The organism is Bifidobacterium sp. SO4 (assembly GCF_018555355.1).
GTDB classification, from domain to species: Bacteria; Actinomycetota; Actinomycetes; order Actinomycetales; family Bifidobacteriaceae; genus Bifidobacterium; species Bifidobacterium miconisargentati.
In genome coordinates this window covers 1-13979 of sequence record NZ_JAFEJP010000025.1, presented here as the reverse complement: position 1 = coordinate 13979, position 13979 = coordinate 1, and the positions used below count along the sequence as shown (strand labels likewise).

Annotated in this window: 27 protein-coding genes; 4 read left to right on the top strand and 23 right to left on the bottom strand. The window is 62.1% G+C overall.

Features of this window, described 5'->3' with window-relative positions; genetic code table 11:
- Positions 1 to 55: 55 nt before the first annotated feature.
- From JS536_RS11505 to JS536_RS11395, 23 genes are all read right to left on the bottom strand, one after another.
- A complete protein-coding gene (locus JS536_RS11505; protein WP_240544385.1) occupies positions 56 to 289 on the bottom strand; it encodes a transcriptional regulator in 234 nt (77 codons plus the stop codon).
- A gap of 1 nt (position 290) precedes the next feature.
- Positions 291 to 704, bottom strand: coding sequence for a type II toxin-antitoxin system HicB family antitoxin (locus JS536_RS11500; protein WP_214357029.1), 414 nt, complete (start codon positions 702 to 704; stop codon positions 291 to 293).
- Positions 701 to 898, bottom strand: a complete 198-nt coding sequence (locus tag JS536_RS11495; RefSeq protein ID WP_214357028.1) for a type II toxin-antitoxin system HicA family toxin — start codon at positions 896 to 898, stop codon at positions 701 to 703. Before JS536_RS11495 ends, JS536_RS11500 begins: the two co-directional genes overlap by 4 nt.
- A 32-nt stretch (positions 899 to 930) precedes the next feature.
- Positions 931 to 1683: a hypothetical protein gene (locus tag JS536_RS11925; RefSeq protein ID WP_240544384.1), complete on the bottom strand. Its 753-nt coding sequence runs from the start codon at positions 1681 to 1683 to the stop codon at positions 931 to 933.
- Positions 1684 to 1759: 76 nt separating this feature from the next.
- Positions 1760 to 2218, bottom strand: coding sequence for a hypothetical protein (locus JS536_RS11485; RefSeq protein ID WP_240544383.1), 459 nt, complete (start codon positions 2216 to 2218; stop codon positions 1760 to 1762).
- On the bottom strand, positions 2215 to 2487 hold the full coding sequence (locus JS536_RS11480; protein ID WP_214357027.1) for a hypothetical protein: 273 nt from the start codon (positions 2485 to 2487) through the stop codon (positions 2215 to 2217). Before JS536_RS11480 ends, JS536_RS11485 begins: the two co-directional genes overlap by 4 nt.
- Positions 2484 to 2801 (bottom strand): hypothetical protein, encoded by a 318-nt coding sequence (locus JS536_RS11475; RefSeq protein ID WP_214357026.1) that lies wholly within the window; start codon positions 2799 to 2801, stop codon positions 2484 to 2486. Before JS536_RS11475 ends, JS536_RS11480 begins: the two co-directional genes overlap by 4 nt.
- Entirely contained in the window at positions 2798 to 2980 is a 183-nt protein-coding gene (locus tag JS536_RS11470; protein WP_214357025.1) for a hypothetical protein, read from the bottom strand. The genes JS536_RS11475 and JS536_RS11470 overlap by 4 nt, the downstream gene beginning before the upstream one ends.
- Positions 2964 to 3158 (bottom strand): hypothetical protein, encoded by a 195-nt coding sequence (locus JS536_RS11465; protein ID WP_214357024.1) that lies wholly within the window; start codon positions 3156 to 3158, stop codon positions 2964 to 2966. Before JS536_RS11465 ends, JS536_RS11470 begins: the two co-directional genes overlap by 17 nt.
- Positions 3155 to 3532, bottom strand: a complete 378-nt coding sequence (locus JS536_RS11460; RefSeq protein WP_214357023.1) for a hypothetical protein — start codon at positions 3530 to 3532, stop codon at positions 3155 to 3157. Before JS536_RS11460 ends, JS536_RS11465 begins: the two co-directional genes overlap by 4 nt.
- 193 nt (positions 3533 to 3725) lie before the next feature.
- Entirely contained in the window at positions 3726 to 6008 is a 2283-nt protein-coding gene (locus JS536_RS11455) for a bifunctional DNA primase/polymerase (RefSeq protein WP_240544382.1), read from the bottom strand.
- A 91-nt stretch (positions 6009 to 6099) separates the two neighbouring features.
- Positions 6100 to 6276, bottom strand: a complete 177-nt coding sequence (locus tag JS536_RS11450) for a hypothetical protein (RefSeq protein ID WP_214357022.1) — start codon at positions 6274 to 6276, stop codon at positions 6100 to 6102.
- Positions 6276 to 7151 carry a hypothetical protein gene (locus JS536_RS11445; RefSeq protein WP_214357021.1) on the bottom strand — a complete coding sequence of 292 codons (876 nt, stop codon included), beginning with the start codon at positions 7149 to 7151 and terminating at the stop codon, positions 6276 to 6278. Before JS536_RS11445 ends, JS536_RS11450 begins: the two co-directional genes overlap by 1 nt.
- An 18-nt stretch (positions 7152 to 7169) precedes the next feature.
- A complete protein-coding gene (locus JS536_RS11440; RefSeq protein ID WP_240544381.1) occupies positions 7170 to 8075 on the bottom strand; it encodes a hypothetical protein in 906 nt (301 codons plus the stop codon).
- Positions 8065 to 8310, bottom strand: coding sequence for a hypothetical protein (locus JS536_RS11435; RefSeq protein ID WP_214357020.1), 246 nt, complete (start codon positions 8308 to 8310; stop codon positions 8065 to 8067). The genes JS536_RS11440 and JS536_RS11435 overlap by 11 nt, the downstream gene beginning before the upstream one ends.
- A gap of 5 nt (positions 8311 to 8315) precedes the next feature.
- Positions 8316 to 8546, bottom strand: a complete 231-nt coding sequence (locus JS536_RS11430) for a hypothetical protein (RefSeq protein WP_214357019.1) — start codon at positions 8544 to 8546, stop codon at positions 8316 to 8318.
- Positions 8543 to 8935: a hypothetical protein gene (locus tag JS536_RS11425; RefSeq protein ID WP_214357018.1), complete on the bottom strand. Its 393-nt coding sequence runs from the start codon at positions 8933 to 8935 to the stop codon at positions 8543 to 8545. The genes JS536_RS11430 and JS536_RS11425 overlap by 4 nt, the downstream gene beginning before the upstream one ends.
- 234 nt (positions 8936 to 9169) lie before the next feature.
- Entirely contained in the window at positions 9170 to 9628 is a 459-nt protein-coding gene (locus JS536_RS11420; RefSeq protein WP_214357017.1) for a RusA family crossover junction endodeoxyribonuclease, read from the bottom strand.
- Positions 9612 to 9887, bottom strand: coding sequence for a hypothetical protein (locus tag JS536_RS11415; protein WP_214357016.1), 276 nt, complete (start codon positions 9885 to 9887; stop codon positions 9612 to 9614). The genes JS536_RS11420 and JS536_RS11415 overlap by 17 nt, the downstream gene beginning before the upstream one ends.
- 11 nt (positions 9888 to 9898) lie before the next feature.
- Positions 9899 to 10138, bottom strand: coding sequence for a DNA-binding protein (locus JS536_RS11410; protein ID WP_214357015.1), 240 nt, complete (start codon positions 10136 to 10138; stop codon positions 9899 to 9901).
- A gap of 4 nt (positions 10139 to 10142) precedes the next feature.
- A complete protein-coding gene (locus tag JS536_RS11405) occupies positions 10143 to 10493 on the bottom strand; it encodes a hypothetical protein (protein ID WP_214357014.1) in 351 nt (116 codons plus the stop codon).
- Positions 10490 to 10741: a hypothetical protein gene (locus JS536_RS11400; RefSeq protein WP_214357013.1), complete on the bottom strand. Its 252-nt coding sequence runs from the start codon at positions 10739 to 10741 to the stop codon at positions 10490 to 10492. Before JS536_RS11400 ends, JS536_RS11405 begins: the two co-directional genes overlap by 4 nt.
- A gap of 54 nt (positions 10742 to 10795) precedes the next feature.
- Positions 10796 to 11014 carry a hypothetical protein gene (locus tag JS536_RS11395; protein ID WP_214357012.1) on the bottom strand — a complete coding sequence of 73 codons (219 nt, stop codon included), beginning with the start codon at positions 11012 to 11014 and terminating at the stop codon, positions 10796 to 10798.
- A gap of 276 nt (positions 11015 to 11290) precedes the next feature.
- On the opposite strand from JS536_RS11395, the gene JS536_RS11390 reads away from it, so the two are divergent.
- The 4 genes from JS536_RS11390 to JS536_RS11375 all read left to right on the top strand — a co-directional run bounded on the left by JS536_RS11390 (position 11291) and on the right by JS536_RS11375 (position 13514).
- Positions 11291 to 11584: a hypothetical protein gene (locus JS536_RS11390; protein WP_346427484.1), complete on the top strand. Its 294-nt coding sequence runs from the start codon at positions 11291 to 11293 to the stop codon at positions 11582 to 11584.
- A 72-nt stretch (positions 11585 to 11656) separates the two neighbouring features.
- Positions 11657 to 12451: a DUF3800 domain-containing protein gene (locus tag JS536_RS11385; RefSeq protein ID WP_214357010.1), complete on the top strand. Its 795-nt coding sequence runs from the start codon at positions 11657 to 11659 to the stop codon at positions 12449 to 12451.
- 158 nt (positions 12452 to 12609) lie between these two features.
- The gene (locus tag JS536_RS11380) at positions 12610 to 13014 is read left to right on the top strand and encodes an ImmA/IrrE family metallo-endopeptidase (RefSeq protein WP_214357009.1); all 405 of its coding nucleotides are present in this window, start codon (positions 12610 to 12612) and stop codon (positions 13012 to 13014) included.
- Positions 13015 to 13049: 35 nt separating this feature from the next.
- On the top strand, positions 13050 to 13514 hold the full coding sequence (locus tag JS536_RS11375; protein ID WP_214357008.1) for a hypothetical protein: 465 nt from the start codon (positions 13050 to 13052) through the stop codon (positions 13512 to 13514).
- The last annotated feature ends 465 nt before the right edge of the window (positions 13515 to 13979 follow it).

The window sequence follows — 13979 nt, the reverse complement described above, 5'->3', positions numbered from 1 at the left end:
CCAAGATCGCGGGCGTCCGACCGGAAGACCACAACGAAACACCAGCCGACACCGACTAGGATTTCGCGCTCACTTCCAGTGAGGCACCACTCCCGGTTTCGCGCTCACTTTCAAATGAGGCACCTCGCCGCTTGGAAATGATTCCTCGGGCCTTGGCCGCGTCCTCCCGGGCGGCCTTCATGAGCTCGGGGTCTCCTATCTCCGCGCATGCCTCGAGATAGAGTCGTATGTCCTCCTCGTTTTCAAGGTAGTCGTAGGAGTGCCAGTCGGTGAATTTCGGCGTATCCATGTCAGGCTTCCTGGAGTTCGCGGTACCTGTTTTCGAGTCCTTCGCGCAGCACCTGGCTGTAGTTGATGCCCTGCTGTTCGCCGAACGTGTCGAGCCATGCGGGGATGGTGACGTTCTTGCGCACGCTTTTCTTGCCGTATTTCTCCGCGTAGGCGTCCATGTCGAGACTGATGAGGGTGACGATGCCGTCTGGTTCGTCGGGTTTGACGTCGGCGATATTGCTGGCGTGGGGTTCGTGGCGTCCTTCCTCGAGTTCGGTGAGCACCCATCCGCTGGCCGCATCCCGGGCCATGTCGAGGGCTTCGGCGAGGGTGTCGCCGCCGGTAACGAGGCCGGGCATGTCCGGGGCGGTGACGACGTAGCCGCCGCTGCGGTCCTCGTAGGGGGTGAGGATGATCGGGTAGACGAGCTTCACTTGGTCCTCTTTTCGTTGATGCCGGCCTGTTTCCAGATGCTTTTGACGATGTAGGGGTTCACGTCGCCGCGATGGTCGGGTACGGTGACCTTGCCGGGTTTCGTCGGGTGGACGTATTGGCGGTGGCTTCCCTTCTGAGCGATTTCGCGCCATCCGTCCGCCAGCAGGATTCTCTCGACTTCCTTGAACCTCATGTCAATTATGATACGCACAATGCGTATCATGGTCAAGCGTTGTTCGCGCCCATGGCGAGTGTCAGCACCTCGCGCACGTTGAACTCCCAATACCCGTCCTCCACCGGTTTAGACGAGGGCAGCTTGCCCCGTCGCAGCCAATCAGTCACCTGCTTCCTGCTGACCCGGTACCCGTAGTTCTCGCGCAGCCATTCCGCCAGTCCGGCGGGAGTGCGCGTCAGATGCACGCCTTCCACGCGCTCCCTGGTCTCCTCGCGCAGCAGCGGGATGTTCACGACCCGCCCGCACCTGCAACGCCACAGGAGTTCGCCCTTGCCGGCGAGCACGTCGCGCCCGCAATCCGGGCACACGCCGACCAGACGTCGGGTGCGGGGACGTCGGTCCACGAGTCCCGCAAAACGCTGGCTCAACGCGATGAGCATGGTCAGGTGTTCGCCCGCCATGGGCGATTGGCTGAGGTCTCCCATGTGGGCTTGCATGCGGGGGATGAGCCGCTGCCAGCGTGCGCCCACACGCCAATCCCCGGTGGCCGTGGTCCAGATGTCCTTCAATAGGCTTTCCGCCTGGTCGATCTCGTCGAGCAAGCCGAGGTCGGCGGGCGTGGGCGGCACGGGTGATTTCCCGCCGCCCGTTTGTTCGGTGAGCCGGTATTCCCGGTTCGCCATGCGCTGCAACAGGTACAGGTTCCGGCGGAGCTGGTGGAGTTGGCGCGCGTAGTCCGCACGGCAGGAGGCGCACAGGGTCCAATCGTCGTTGACAGTGGCGTGGCAGTATTGGCAGTTCATGGATAAGCCCCTTCCGTTCGGCTAGAATGGTTCGTGCTCCTATGCGCCCCGTCCGGTTCGTTCGGATGGGGCTTATTCATGTCCTCAGCGCCTCGCATGGCAGGTTCCAGACCCGCGTGAACTCGGCGAGCTCGTCCGGATCCAAGTCCGGCCCGCCCCATGGTTTGCCGGGCGGACGTTCCCGTCTGGGCGGTTTGTATGGTTCGACGCTGATTCTCGCGTGTCCGCATTCGTGGGCGGCGAGATACCGGCCGTCCGGCTTGAGTCCGGCGGTTCCGCATACGCCGGTGAGCCGGGGTTGGCGGGCGGCGGTTATCCAGGTGACGCGGGCCAACGCCCGGCCCAGGATGACGGCCACGGTCAGGTTCTCGCCGTGGATGATCCCGTAGTCCCATTGCTGCCAGATGTTTTCCCGGTCCTCGATGATGTACAGGCCGCATCCGGCGCATTTGCGGGTGACCAGGTGCGACAGGTTCGGTTCGGGGATGAACGAGCGCAGCCACGCGGGTTTGCGTTCGCCCGTCGACCGTCTCATTCGGCACCCTGGTCGGCTCCGTCGGCGTGCGCCCAATCACAGGACATGGCCTTCGGGGAGCCGACTGCGGGGATGATGCAGGTGACGCGGCGCGAGTCCGGCATGGTGATCACGCAGGTGGCGAAACGCAGTGTCGCATCCCGTCTCGAGCATTCGCTTTTCGTGACCGCCTCCGTACTCTGATCGGGCTCCTCTTCGTGACCGCAGCCCGTGAAACCCAGCAGTATGAGGCCGGCCAATGCCGCGACGGTAAATTTTTTCCTTCTCATGATTCCTCCGTGGTCTTGGCGCGTGCGGTGTCGAGTGCCGTCCGGGCGATTATGGTGAACAGTTCGGTGCTGGCGGCGCTGGAATCGTTCTCCCATGTCATGTCGTCGCGCCCATAGAGCAGCCACCAATAGGTTTCGAAGCATGTCTTCGCCGCGGCCTCGACCTCCGCTTCGGTGAACGGGCGCAGGGCTCCGGCCGTGTAGGCTTTGCGTTGCAGCATTTCGGCCTGGACGCGGCCCATGCTGACCATGGTGTCCGCACCGGCTTCGGGTAGGGGATACCGGTTGTCGATCTCGTCGCTGAGGATGCTCACGATTCATGCTCCTTCGTGGTTTGGTTCGCTTGTTCCCGGTCTTGTCGTGCGATGCGCGGCATTTCGGCCACGAGGCCGGGATCCTCGTGCCGGTAGGCCGCGTATCGGCTGGTGGTTCGGCCTCCGCGATCGTTGTCGCTGCGGATGCGTGTGGCGTGCGTGTCATTCGGCCGGATCATCCGCCGCTCCTTCCGTGAGGTCTTTCTGGTTGAGTTCGGTTTCGATGCGGATGGCGTAGGCGAGGGCCTTGTCCCAGCCTGCCTGCCAGCCGATCACGTATGCTTCGGCCGGCGCTTCGTTGCCGAGGCCCGCTTCGGCGAGGTCGTTCAATGCGAGCCGCGTGTGATCGATGTTCATTGGGTGTCGCTTTCGGTGGTGTGGCAGTTGGCGTCGAGCCAGTGGGCGATGGTGCGCAGGTCGTCGGCCCATTGGATGCGCATGTCCCGTTCCCGTTCGTCCTTGGGTGCGGGTTTGGGTTGGTCGAGGTCGAGGAGCGAGTATTCGGGCCGCTTCAGGTAATGGCTGCGCGCGTGTTTGCCATTGGCTTTCGACACGACCCGCTTGTAGTTGACGATCTGGAGGATGTGCAGCATCTCCAGTGCCTTTGATGGGTCGAAGTTCGGGGTGTCCGGATCCGCGTCGAACCGATGCCGCAGTTCGGGCACACTGCCTTCGCCATTGCCGAGTTCGAACGCGGTCGCCTCGATCTGCTCCTTGAATGTGAGGGTCATTTTGGGTCTCCTTTGAGGTTGGGAAAAACTAGTGTTGTTGAGGGGTGTTTTTGGGTGTTTCCGAGGGGCGAGCCGTAGTTTTTCCCGCACCCGACCACACACGTAGTGTGGTCGGGGAGTGCTGGGAAAAGCTAGACTCGGTGCTCCAGTTTTTCCGGGAAAAGCTCGGCAAAACTGGGAAAAACAGGAAAAGCTAAACCGGAAGCTGATTCTCGCTATCCAACCTGCCTGCCTCCTCCCTGCTCATCCGATCCACGAAGGCATCGGATTTCGGGTCATCGATCTGCCTGTACGGGCGTACCGATTTGAATATCGACCGGTTGTTGCGGCCGGAACGATTCGATATGAACCCCTCCGCCAGCAGGAGACCGACCGCCTTGCTCATGACCGCGGTTCGGGCGCCGGAACCATCGGACTTCAGAGCCTGGAACAGTTCCTTCTGGTTTGGTTCCTCGTTCGCGACTTCAAGAATTTTGCTGATCTTCTCCATGAGTCCGGTTGGTCTGAAGTCGTCGCGTTTGGCCGGTTGTTCGTCGTGGGGCATCATGTTGGGTCGTTCGATGGTGACGCGCATCCGGTCCGGGTTCGTGTTGTCCACGTTGATGCGGGCCGCCTCCCTGAGGTGCGAGCCGTTATTGCTCCAGGTGACGGCGCAATGCTCCTCGATCTCGCTGATCCTGTCCTTGCCCGAACTGATGACGATGAGGCCCTTGATGCCCTTGCCGACCGGTTTGCTCATCGTCACGCTGTAGCTGATGCCGTCGATCAATGCGAGTTTCTGCATCGAACCGCCGGCGTACCGGCCGCGGGCTTCCTTGTTTTTTATGACGTGGTCGATGAGCGTGACCGCGGGGCCGTGGGCGGCGATGACGCGGGGCATGGTGTTGTACCAGGCGGCGATGTCGTCGCCGTTGTTGCTGTCGAGGCCCGCGTAGGCGAGACAGCTGGTGACGCCGTCGATGACGCATAGTGTGGCGGTGTCCGCGTACATGAGGGTCTCCTTCCATCCTTCGATGCTGGTGGGGCTGTTGGGTTTCGCGTTGGGGCGCACGTAGTGCAGCCGGTGGGCGATGCCGTGCGGGTCGGCTCCCATGAGGAGGAGTCGTTTGACGATGTTCCTGGCGTTGTCCTCGTAGTCGATGTAGATCACGTGGTGTTCCTTGTTGAGTTCCTGTGTGATGGCGATCTGGGCGATGAGGCTTTTGCCGCAGCCGGGTTCGCCGTGCAAATCGTTCACGCATCCCATGTAGAAGAGCCCTTGTCCGTCCTCGCGTTCGAACACGGTGGGCGTGGGTGGTGGTTCCACGCCGGAGGCGAGCCGGGTGAGGTCCTCGAACCGCCAGCTCGACGGCGCGGGCCGCGTGCCGTAACTTTCCCGCGTCCCGTTTTCCGTGGCGTCGTCCTGGCCTGCGTCGGCCTGTTCCGGCGTGGTCGCAATGGTTTGCGTGGCCTGCCGGTAACTTTCCGTGCTCGTCGCGGAGGTGAGCAGGCTGGTTTCCCGCGGGGTCATGCGTTCGATCTTGGATTGCTCGCAGGGGTCCTCGTGGGCGGGGACGCCGGTGACCTTTTCCATGGCCCCGCCCAGGATGCCGGCCCATTCGCGCAGGGCCTCCCGTTCGCCGCCCTGCCGGTCGGGCGTGACCTCCTGGATGAACCGGGGTTTCAACTGGTTGATGGCGTCCAACGCGCCCCGGTGGCCTTCCTGCGCGAAGTTCACGAGCGTCCATACGGCCTGCAATGTGGTGTCGTGGCGTGACCCCTTTCCTGCGGGGTTGGCGAGGGTTTTGTCGAGGAACGTGTTGACGGCCTTGCACATGCGCGTGTCGAAACCCCTCGTATTCGAGGGGTTTGCCGATGCCGGGACGGGATGGTCCGGCGTGGTTTCCCTGTCGGGTTTGCGTAGCCATTCGACCCATTTGGCGGGCAGGCCGGCCAGGTCCGTGATATGGGGGATCCTGTCGGCGGGCGTATGGTCGGGCGCATACCACTGGTATTGTTCGCCGGACGGGTGGATGGAAGGCCAGACCACGGAATACCGGTGGCCGGGTTGGAGGATGTCGACGCCTTCGATGGCGCCGCCCTTCCATGCGACGCCTTCGGGCACCTTGTAGAACAAATGGCGTGCGGGCGAAACCGGTCCGTGCGCGGTGCTCGACCACGTGTCGGGCAGTTCGCCGAGTTCGCGTGTGAGCTCGCCCATGTTGCGTACGCCGTCGGCCTTCGCCTGATGGCCCTGCGCGCTGTCGATGTCGAGGACGAGCACGCCTTCGGGGATGACCAGGCCCGTGTTGCCCTGCGGAGTCCACTGCGACCAGAGCATGATCTGGTCGTCGGTGACGGGTTGCCTGTTGCGGCCGGTGAAACCCGAGGGTGGCGGGGTTTTCCTGCCTTCGGGCAGGGGGATGACCTGCATCCAGCCGGCCGCACGGTACAGGGGCGCGGCCTGCGCGTAGCCGAAAACGTCGGTCATTCCCATGCTCTTCCCTTTCTTCGTGGACAACGTGTCATATGGTGCCGTTCCGCGCCTTGCACGCGGACGGCCGCTTGGATACGGCTACGGCCGGGGGTTATTCCCTGTCGGAATCCTTGGATTTGTGCCAGCCTGTGAGCGTGAGCTTCATGGCGAGCAGCTCCCAGCTTTCCGAATCGACGTCGGTGAATCCGGCCAGGTCATGGCCGAGGGATTCCATGTCGTCGCGGAGCTGCGCGCATTGGCGCCGCAGGTGTTTGAGGAGCTCGTCCATCAGAACTCACCCGTCTCCGGCATCTGCTCGCTACCGCCGTGGTTCTGCGGTTGCGCCTGGTCGGTGACCGCGGTCACCGTCTCGACGGGCACTCCCAGCAGGCCGGCGATCTCCTGCGGCGGCTTGCCCAACGCCTTCAACTGCTGGATCTTCATCGGATCCGCGGCCGGCTGGGGTTGGGCGAGCCGCACCGGCTCCGCCTGCCGCGCCTGCGGGTTCCACGGGTCCACGGGACCCGGCGCATACCCCTGATTCGGGGCCTGCGGGCCCGTCTGCGGGGCGTACGTCGACTGTCCGTAACCTTGGTTGGATTGCTGTCGGACGGGCGTCTGTGGGGCTTGTGGGCCGTTGATGAGCGTGTTCACGCCGTTGGCGGGTTCGATGTGGAACTCGTACATTTTCGGCGGTTGGGGAGCGTTGCCCCGCTGGCCCAATCCCATGTACCGTTCCGTGATCGTGTCGCCCGGTTTCGGCGCCTTCACGCCAGCCTGCTTGCAGGCGTCGCGGAACGCCTTCAACTGGATGCCCCAACCCTTGACCCACAGGCTGCGACGACCGTCGTCGTCATCCACGGCCGGATCCCTGAGCTGGGTCTGGATGATGATGTGGAGCTGCTCCTTCGGCCGCCCGTCGTTCCAATAGGCGGGCTGTTTGGTCTGGAAGTCGTTGACCTGCGTGGTCTCGATCTTCTCGATGACGCCGGTCACGCTGTCGCCCGGCTGGCTGTCCCCGGTGAAATACGCCTTGGCGCTGTTGCCGGAGAGCAGGTCGTCCAAGCTGCTCAACCGGGCGGCCGGCTGGGCGACGGGCTGGTAGGCCTGCTGCGGGTATCCTTGCGACGGGTAGCCGTACTGTTGTGGTTGCTGTCCGAACATGATTCCTGGTTCCTTTCGTTATTCGGTGAACTCGTATTCCGGTTCGATCAATGGGATGAGGTCCAGCCACTTGCCGGGCACGTCCGGCCATGGCCTTTCGTTGAATTCGGGCAGGACGCTCATGTCGGGCCACACCCTGCCCTTGCATGCGAAGCACCTGTCCGGTCCGGCCGCGGGCAGTCGCCGGATCCAACCGTCGCGGACCTCAACGCCTTCCGCCTGTTCGATGCAGTCCATGAGGTTGACGAGCAGTTGGGCTCGGGCCAACGCCCACCGGCCCGGCTTCGGGTCATACCCCGTCTCCCACGGGAGCGCGTCGCCCAGGCTGGTCTTGTTCCGGGGCAGGAAGTAGATGCAGTTGCGCAACACTTGTTCCCCGGCGTTCTCCAAACCGATGCCGTACAGGCTCGCCTGGATCCGGTACTGCTGGCTCGGCCCGTGCGCCTTGACCTTCGTGACCGTCGTGTTGCCGACGATCTTCCAGTCGATGGTGCTGCACGTCTTCCGGTCCCACAGGTCGATGCTGCCGGACACGTCGTAGCCGCCGTGCAATCCCTGCAGTCGTCCGACCGTGACCCGGTGTTCGGCGCGCCGCCGCCCGTCCGGCATGCCGTCGTCCGTTTGTTCGCTCGTGTTCAACGCTTCGAACATGTGCTCGAAGCGTTCGTGGACGCATGTTCCGATGAACGGCAGCCATCCGGGTTGGCGGCGTTCGGGCCAGCCCGCGAGCTTTGCGGCCAGGCAGTGCACGCAATCCGTGCCCAGTTCGGACGGCCCGATTTCCTTCTGCAGTTCGCGCGGCTGGTTCGCGATCCCGTGTTCGATGAGCCGGCGGATCTCCGGCCACAACGTCGCCTCGCTTGGGGTGGACGGTTGTTCGAACGTGGCGGAGTGGGCGACTGCGAGGACCTGGTCAACATCCATCGGAATCCTCCGTCATCTCGCCGTCCGCCTGGCCTTCGGCTTCCAGTTCCACGCGCCGGCGCAGGCGCCGTTCGGCGTGCTGGATGCGCAGGGCGGCGCGCGTGCACAGGTCGTCCAACTGGTTGGAGCGGATCATGTACAGGTCGTCCGTGGGGGAGACGCCGTCCTCGTCCTTCAGGTCGTAGTCGACGATGGTGCGGCCGATGATGTCCGCGATGTTTATGCTGGCGAGCATGCTCATCACCTTTCTTCCTCATCGTCGCCCGTGTCGAACACGTCCACGGATTCGTTCGACAGGATTTCCTCCACGTCGAGGTCGAGATTGTCGACCTCGCTGACCCAACCGGCTCGTAACGCCTTGAGCACGTTCTCGTCGGTCGGCTCCCCGAACCGGTCTTCCGGCCAGTCGATGCATACCTTCTCCGTGATCAGCGTCTTGCGGGTCACGTTCACGCCGATGAGCATGCTCATGAGACCACCACCGTCGGCTTCGAGGAGACCGCGTACGCGGCCACCGCGTCCGCGGTCAGCAACCGTTCCAACTGGGACAGTGGTTTCGGTTTCAACTGGTAGGCGTTCGGATATTTGTCTGCCGGATACGTCTTCATGAACCGGGCCGTGTCCACGCGACGATTGCCCGGTTTCACCGTGACCTTCAACCCGCCGGCCTGGTAGGTGCCGGGCGCATGCGAGTCGAGGATCTGCGCCTTCAACCGTTCGACCTCCTCCTGGCGGCTCGTGATCTCCTCCTGCAGGATGCTGATCCGTTTGGCCTGCGCGTTCAGCAGGCGCTGCCTGCGCAGCCCGTCGTCCGGTTCCCCGTCGACGAGCGTGCAGGTGGGTATGGGGGTGGTGTTCATGATGTTGTCCTTTCGTTTGGTTCGATGGTTTTGACGGGCATCCAGAAGGTCTGGTGCGCGGGTTGTCTCCTGTGGTGCGCGTCGCATTGTCTGACTGCCTGTTCGAGGTTTCCGGCCGGGCCCAATGGGCCGCAGGTGCGGCAGCGTGGCATGTACCGGCGGTTCAATGTCTGCCTCCTATCCATCCGACCAGCACGGTGACCGCCAGCAGGATGATCGTGATGATGGTTGATGTCATACGGTGGGCGTCCATTCCGGCAGGGGTCGGACGCGCACGTACAGGTGGGGTTCGTATTCGTGGCCGCAGCTCGTGTACGGGTCGCCGCTCTTCCGCTTCCGGTAACGGCCGTGTGCCCCGTACGCCCATGGGTCGGGCACCCGTTTGAACGCATGCGTCTCCACGACTTGCTTGTCGTCCAGGTAGGCGACGCCGTTCAACCCGTCCAATACGAGCTTCAGCAGGTTGTCCAGGTCGGGCCGCCCCTTGTGGCTCATCCAGAACTCCGCGTCCAACCTGACCGGGCACTGGTAGGGGGCTGTCTGCGGGTATTTGCGGCGGAACTCCGCTTCCAGCCGGTTTTCGGCCTGGACGGTGCGTTTCGGCGTGACCGCATGCCCCCGGTAGACGCGGGGCCTGCCTTTCGGCACCGGGTCGCCGGGCAGCAGGAGCGTGAACTCACTGATGGCCGTCATGCTCGTACCTGGCGATGATCAGCAGGAACGCGAACGGGAGGATGATGGCCATGAGCAGGCTGCCGGTGATCATCCACTGCGGGGTGCCCGTGCCCAACGGCTGGGGGAGCCTGCTGTGGGTGACCGTGTAGCAGCACAGCCAACCCTCCGTGAACGCCAATGCGAGCAGGAGCATCGCCCTGCGGGCGTCCGTCAACCGTGGTTTCGGCCAACGGCGGCGTCTCCTGTTTCGGTTCTTGTGCAATGCGTTGATGCTCATGGTGTTTCCTTTCATTCCTCCATGCTTTCGATCCACCGGTCCATGGCTTTACGGGATACGTGTCGGCGTCCGGGGTTGCCGTCGCGGTTCTTCGGGCGGAACGTGTCGAGGTCCCGGAGCGCGGCCGCTTGCCGGATGGTCTCGTAGTCGAGGTTGAACACGAGCGCCGCCTCGGGCAGGGTCCATGATTCGCGCGCCCATAGGGGCACCGGGTTCGAGTCCAGGCGAACGCCTTCCGCTGTGATGGGCATCGGGTCATCCCTCCGTTCTTGTCGGTGACAGGAGCCGGGTGAGCTCCCGCCGGTGTTGGTCGGCCCATGCTTGGACGGTGGCGCAGTCGTCGAACCATTCGCGCAGCAGGTCGCATCGGTCGCCGAACGTGTTGAGTTGTTCCGCGGTCAGGTCCTCGCCGATGGGGCCATTGGTTTCGATCACGTTGCTGGTCTGCCCGTTTTCGAACAGGTCGATGGCGAAACTCAGGCCGAACTCGTCCAGTTCGGTTTCGAACACGACCAGCGAGCATTCGTTTCCGGGATCCCGGTATTCGCGCAACGTGAACCCGGGTGAGTGCTCCAACTGGAGTGCGGGTGGTTCCGGCCTGTTCATGCGGGGTCCTTTTCCGTGGCCTGCAGTGCGTCGGCGAGCTCCTTGACGGGATCCCCGCCGGTGAGCTGCTGGGCGGCGAGGAACATGCTGAGTGTCATGTCGTTCGAGTGTTCGATGTATTTGGCGACGGTCTGTCTGTTCACGCCGCTTTCCTCGGCGATCCTGACGCGCGGGGTTTTGGTCAGGAGCATGCGTTTCTTCGTGTTCTCGACGGCCTTGGCGGCCGCGCGCTGCGCTTGGGTGAGCATCAGGGGTTTCTCCTTTCGAAAGATGGGGTGGCCGGGGTTCCCCGGCTGGCCGGGTCAGAACAGGAATCGGCGGATGTCGTCCGTGGTGGCCGGTGTGAGTTGGAATGGGCCGTCGCCGTGGGTTTCGATGCTGGCCAGGCCTTCCGGTGTCCGGTGGATGGTCAGGGTCCGGTTCCCCTCCCATTCGATGGTCAGGGTCTTGTTCCAGCCCTCCCGGGTGACCGTGACCCGGGTCTCGGTCTCGGCCAGATGCTTCCAGTCCTCGCTCCTCATTTCCTCGATCCTTTCTGTAAGCTCTTGCTGACAACACCATTAACGTAAGCACACGCTTACATAAAGTCAAGTGTCGGCGTGTCTCCACATGCTTACATGTAGCCTTTAGTCATGGCTTCTAGAGTTGAATGGACCGCAATCGATCATGCGGCGAAAAATGAACTAGCTCAGATCATCGATCGATCCGGTCTTTCATTGAGGGCGATGGCTGACCGTATGGGAGGCGTTATTAGCCATGTCCGCGTGGGTGATATTCATAACGGGGTAAAGGCTCCGGTGCGTTTGTCTGAGTTTCTCGCGATCTGCGAGGCCTGCGACGCCGACCCCATCCAAACCCTCCGCCGCATCATCGCCGAAGCCGAACGCATCCAACAACAAGCCACCCAACCAACGCAAACCCCAACCATCCACGCCGCCGACTACACGGACGTCAACGGCGAATCCCTAGAGGAGACCGCGGCGCGTGAGGAGGCCGCGAAGGAACGCGCGATGAGGAAATACCGCAGTGGCCATGGCTACGCCGCCTACCACGACAGCCACAAATACGACCCCGACCCAGACATCGCATAAGACACGAAACCATAGGAAACACAGACCCAGACCATTTTGTAGAGGTCACCAAAAAGGTAGGGAAGAAACGCAATGAGCCACGGCGATGATTTTGGCGACTACATCGTCTTCGTCGACGAATCCGGCGACCAAAGCCTTGAGAAAATCGATTCCGGGTATCCCGTATTCGTGCTCTCGTTCTGCATCTTCGAGAAGAAGCACTACTACAGCTACGTGGTACCCGAAACGCTTCGTCTCAAATTCGACTTCTTCGGCTCCGACATACCGATACTGCACGAACGAGAAATCCGCAAACGGGAGAACGACTTCAGAATTCTCATGAACGCCATCGTGCGTGAATCATTCTTCGCTCGGCTCAACTCAATCATGACGAACGCGGAATACACGATCGTGTCCACACTGATAGACAAACGCACCTACTCGCATTACGAGGCGCCATCCAACCCATACGACATCGGGGCGGAATTCGGATTGGAAAGGGTGTTCTACTACATGCAGGAGCACGGCCAACGGGGCAAGCGGATACCTCTCGTATTCGAAAGCCGCGGCAGAAACGAAGACGCCAGCCTGCGGAAGGCGTTCGATGCCATCATGCAGCGGACCAGACTTGCCGGAATGCCGGGCATGTTCGACTTCCATTGCGTCAGCAAGAAGGCCAATCTCCAAGGCCTCCAGCTCGCGGACCTCGTAGCCAGGCCGATTGGAACCCATTTCCTTCATCCCACGCAACCAAACCGCGCGTGGGGGATGCTCAGCAGGAAAATGCGATCGAATCCCAGCAACGGCAATATCGGGGGATACGGTCTGAAAATATATCCCACCCATGAGCCGACGCCGTTGGAATTCTGGCAGGAATGGCCAGGGTAAAACGAAAGGCTCCGGAACCGCTTCCGAAGCCTTTGCGCCGACCGGGTACTCCCAATCCATACGGATGATTTTATCCTCCACCACTCCTCATGGCAACGATTTAGCGTGTCGCAAAAAACATTGTGCACGCCATTGGTCGAAGGAAACAGGCAATCGAAATGAACGTCATGCCGGTCTCGCCCCGCCTCAACTACGGTCCCATGCGCATGCTCCTCTACCGGGTCGCACCCGGCCTGACCGTCGCCAGCGACCTGCTCGACGACGACACGAACGGCATATACGACCGCGACGACGACACCATCCTCATCGACCGTCGCATGACCTATACACGGAAACGCTGCACGCTCGTCCATGAGCTCGTCCACCGCATGTACGGCGATGACGACCACTCGCGCGAACACCGGTGCAGGATGACCGCGGCCCGCGAGCTCATCAGCCCCGTCGAATACGCTCTGGCGGAACGCATGTACGAGGGCGACAAGTGGCTCATGGCCGAAGAGCTGAACGTCACCCCCGAGATCATCGACGACTACCGGGAATGGCTCCACGACAACGCGGCATAAAAGACCAGAACAACCACTCACCAAAGGAGAGAACCATGAGGAAGATTATCGCGACCATCGCATCGATCGCACTGCTGGCCGGACTCACGGCATGCGGTGGGTCGGAAGTATCGGCGGACCAGACCACGAAGTCGGATTCGTCGTCAAAGACGCAGCTGCTGCCGAAACCGCAGCCGGCCGACCTGACCGGCACATGGAAGCAGACCAATTCGAACAGCGACGACACGTATATGCAGGCCACCGTCGCGGACGGCGCGATCAAGGTCGAATACATCATGGGGGACACGACGGCCCTGTTCTGGGCCGGCAGCTACGAGGCCCCCACCGAGGCCGGCGACTGGAAGTGGGATTCCGCGAACGACCAGGAACAGACGCAGAACGCGCTGCTCGCCTCGACCGATGACACGAAGACGTTCGAATACTTGGATTCGTCGAAGGAGCTGAGCTTCCCCATGACGATGCAGGGAGTGACCGCCACCATCAGAATGCAAAAGCAATGAACCGGTGAATCAAACACGAAAACCCGTCCGACGCTGCGGGCGGCTAATGCGCCGTGGAACATTAGAGCATGGTTTACCGTCACGGAATCAGGTTCTAATGTTCCAAACTAAGGTTTTGGAGCATTAGAGGGCATTTCGGGATTGCGTCTATTAAGTCTCTGAATGGATGCACGCTCGCGCAACATGCACGGGAAACGGCGGGTGATACTATGAACGACAACAGTACCCCGCACGCGAACGCCACCGGCGCGGCGAACCAGGCGGGGTCGTTTTCTTTTCCCCCCGATGATAAAAAGGGTCGAATTCGACCACTTCTCACGTTTGGCAACACGCCAACACCGAGGTGCCTCATTTGAAAGTGAGCGCGAAACCGGGAGTGGTGCCTCACTGGAAGTGAGCGCGAAATCCTAGTCGGTGTCGGCTGGTGTTTCGTTGTGGTCTTCCGGTCGGACGCCCGCGATCTTG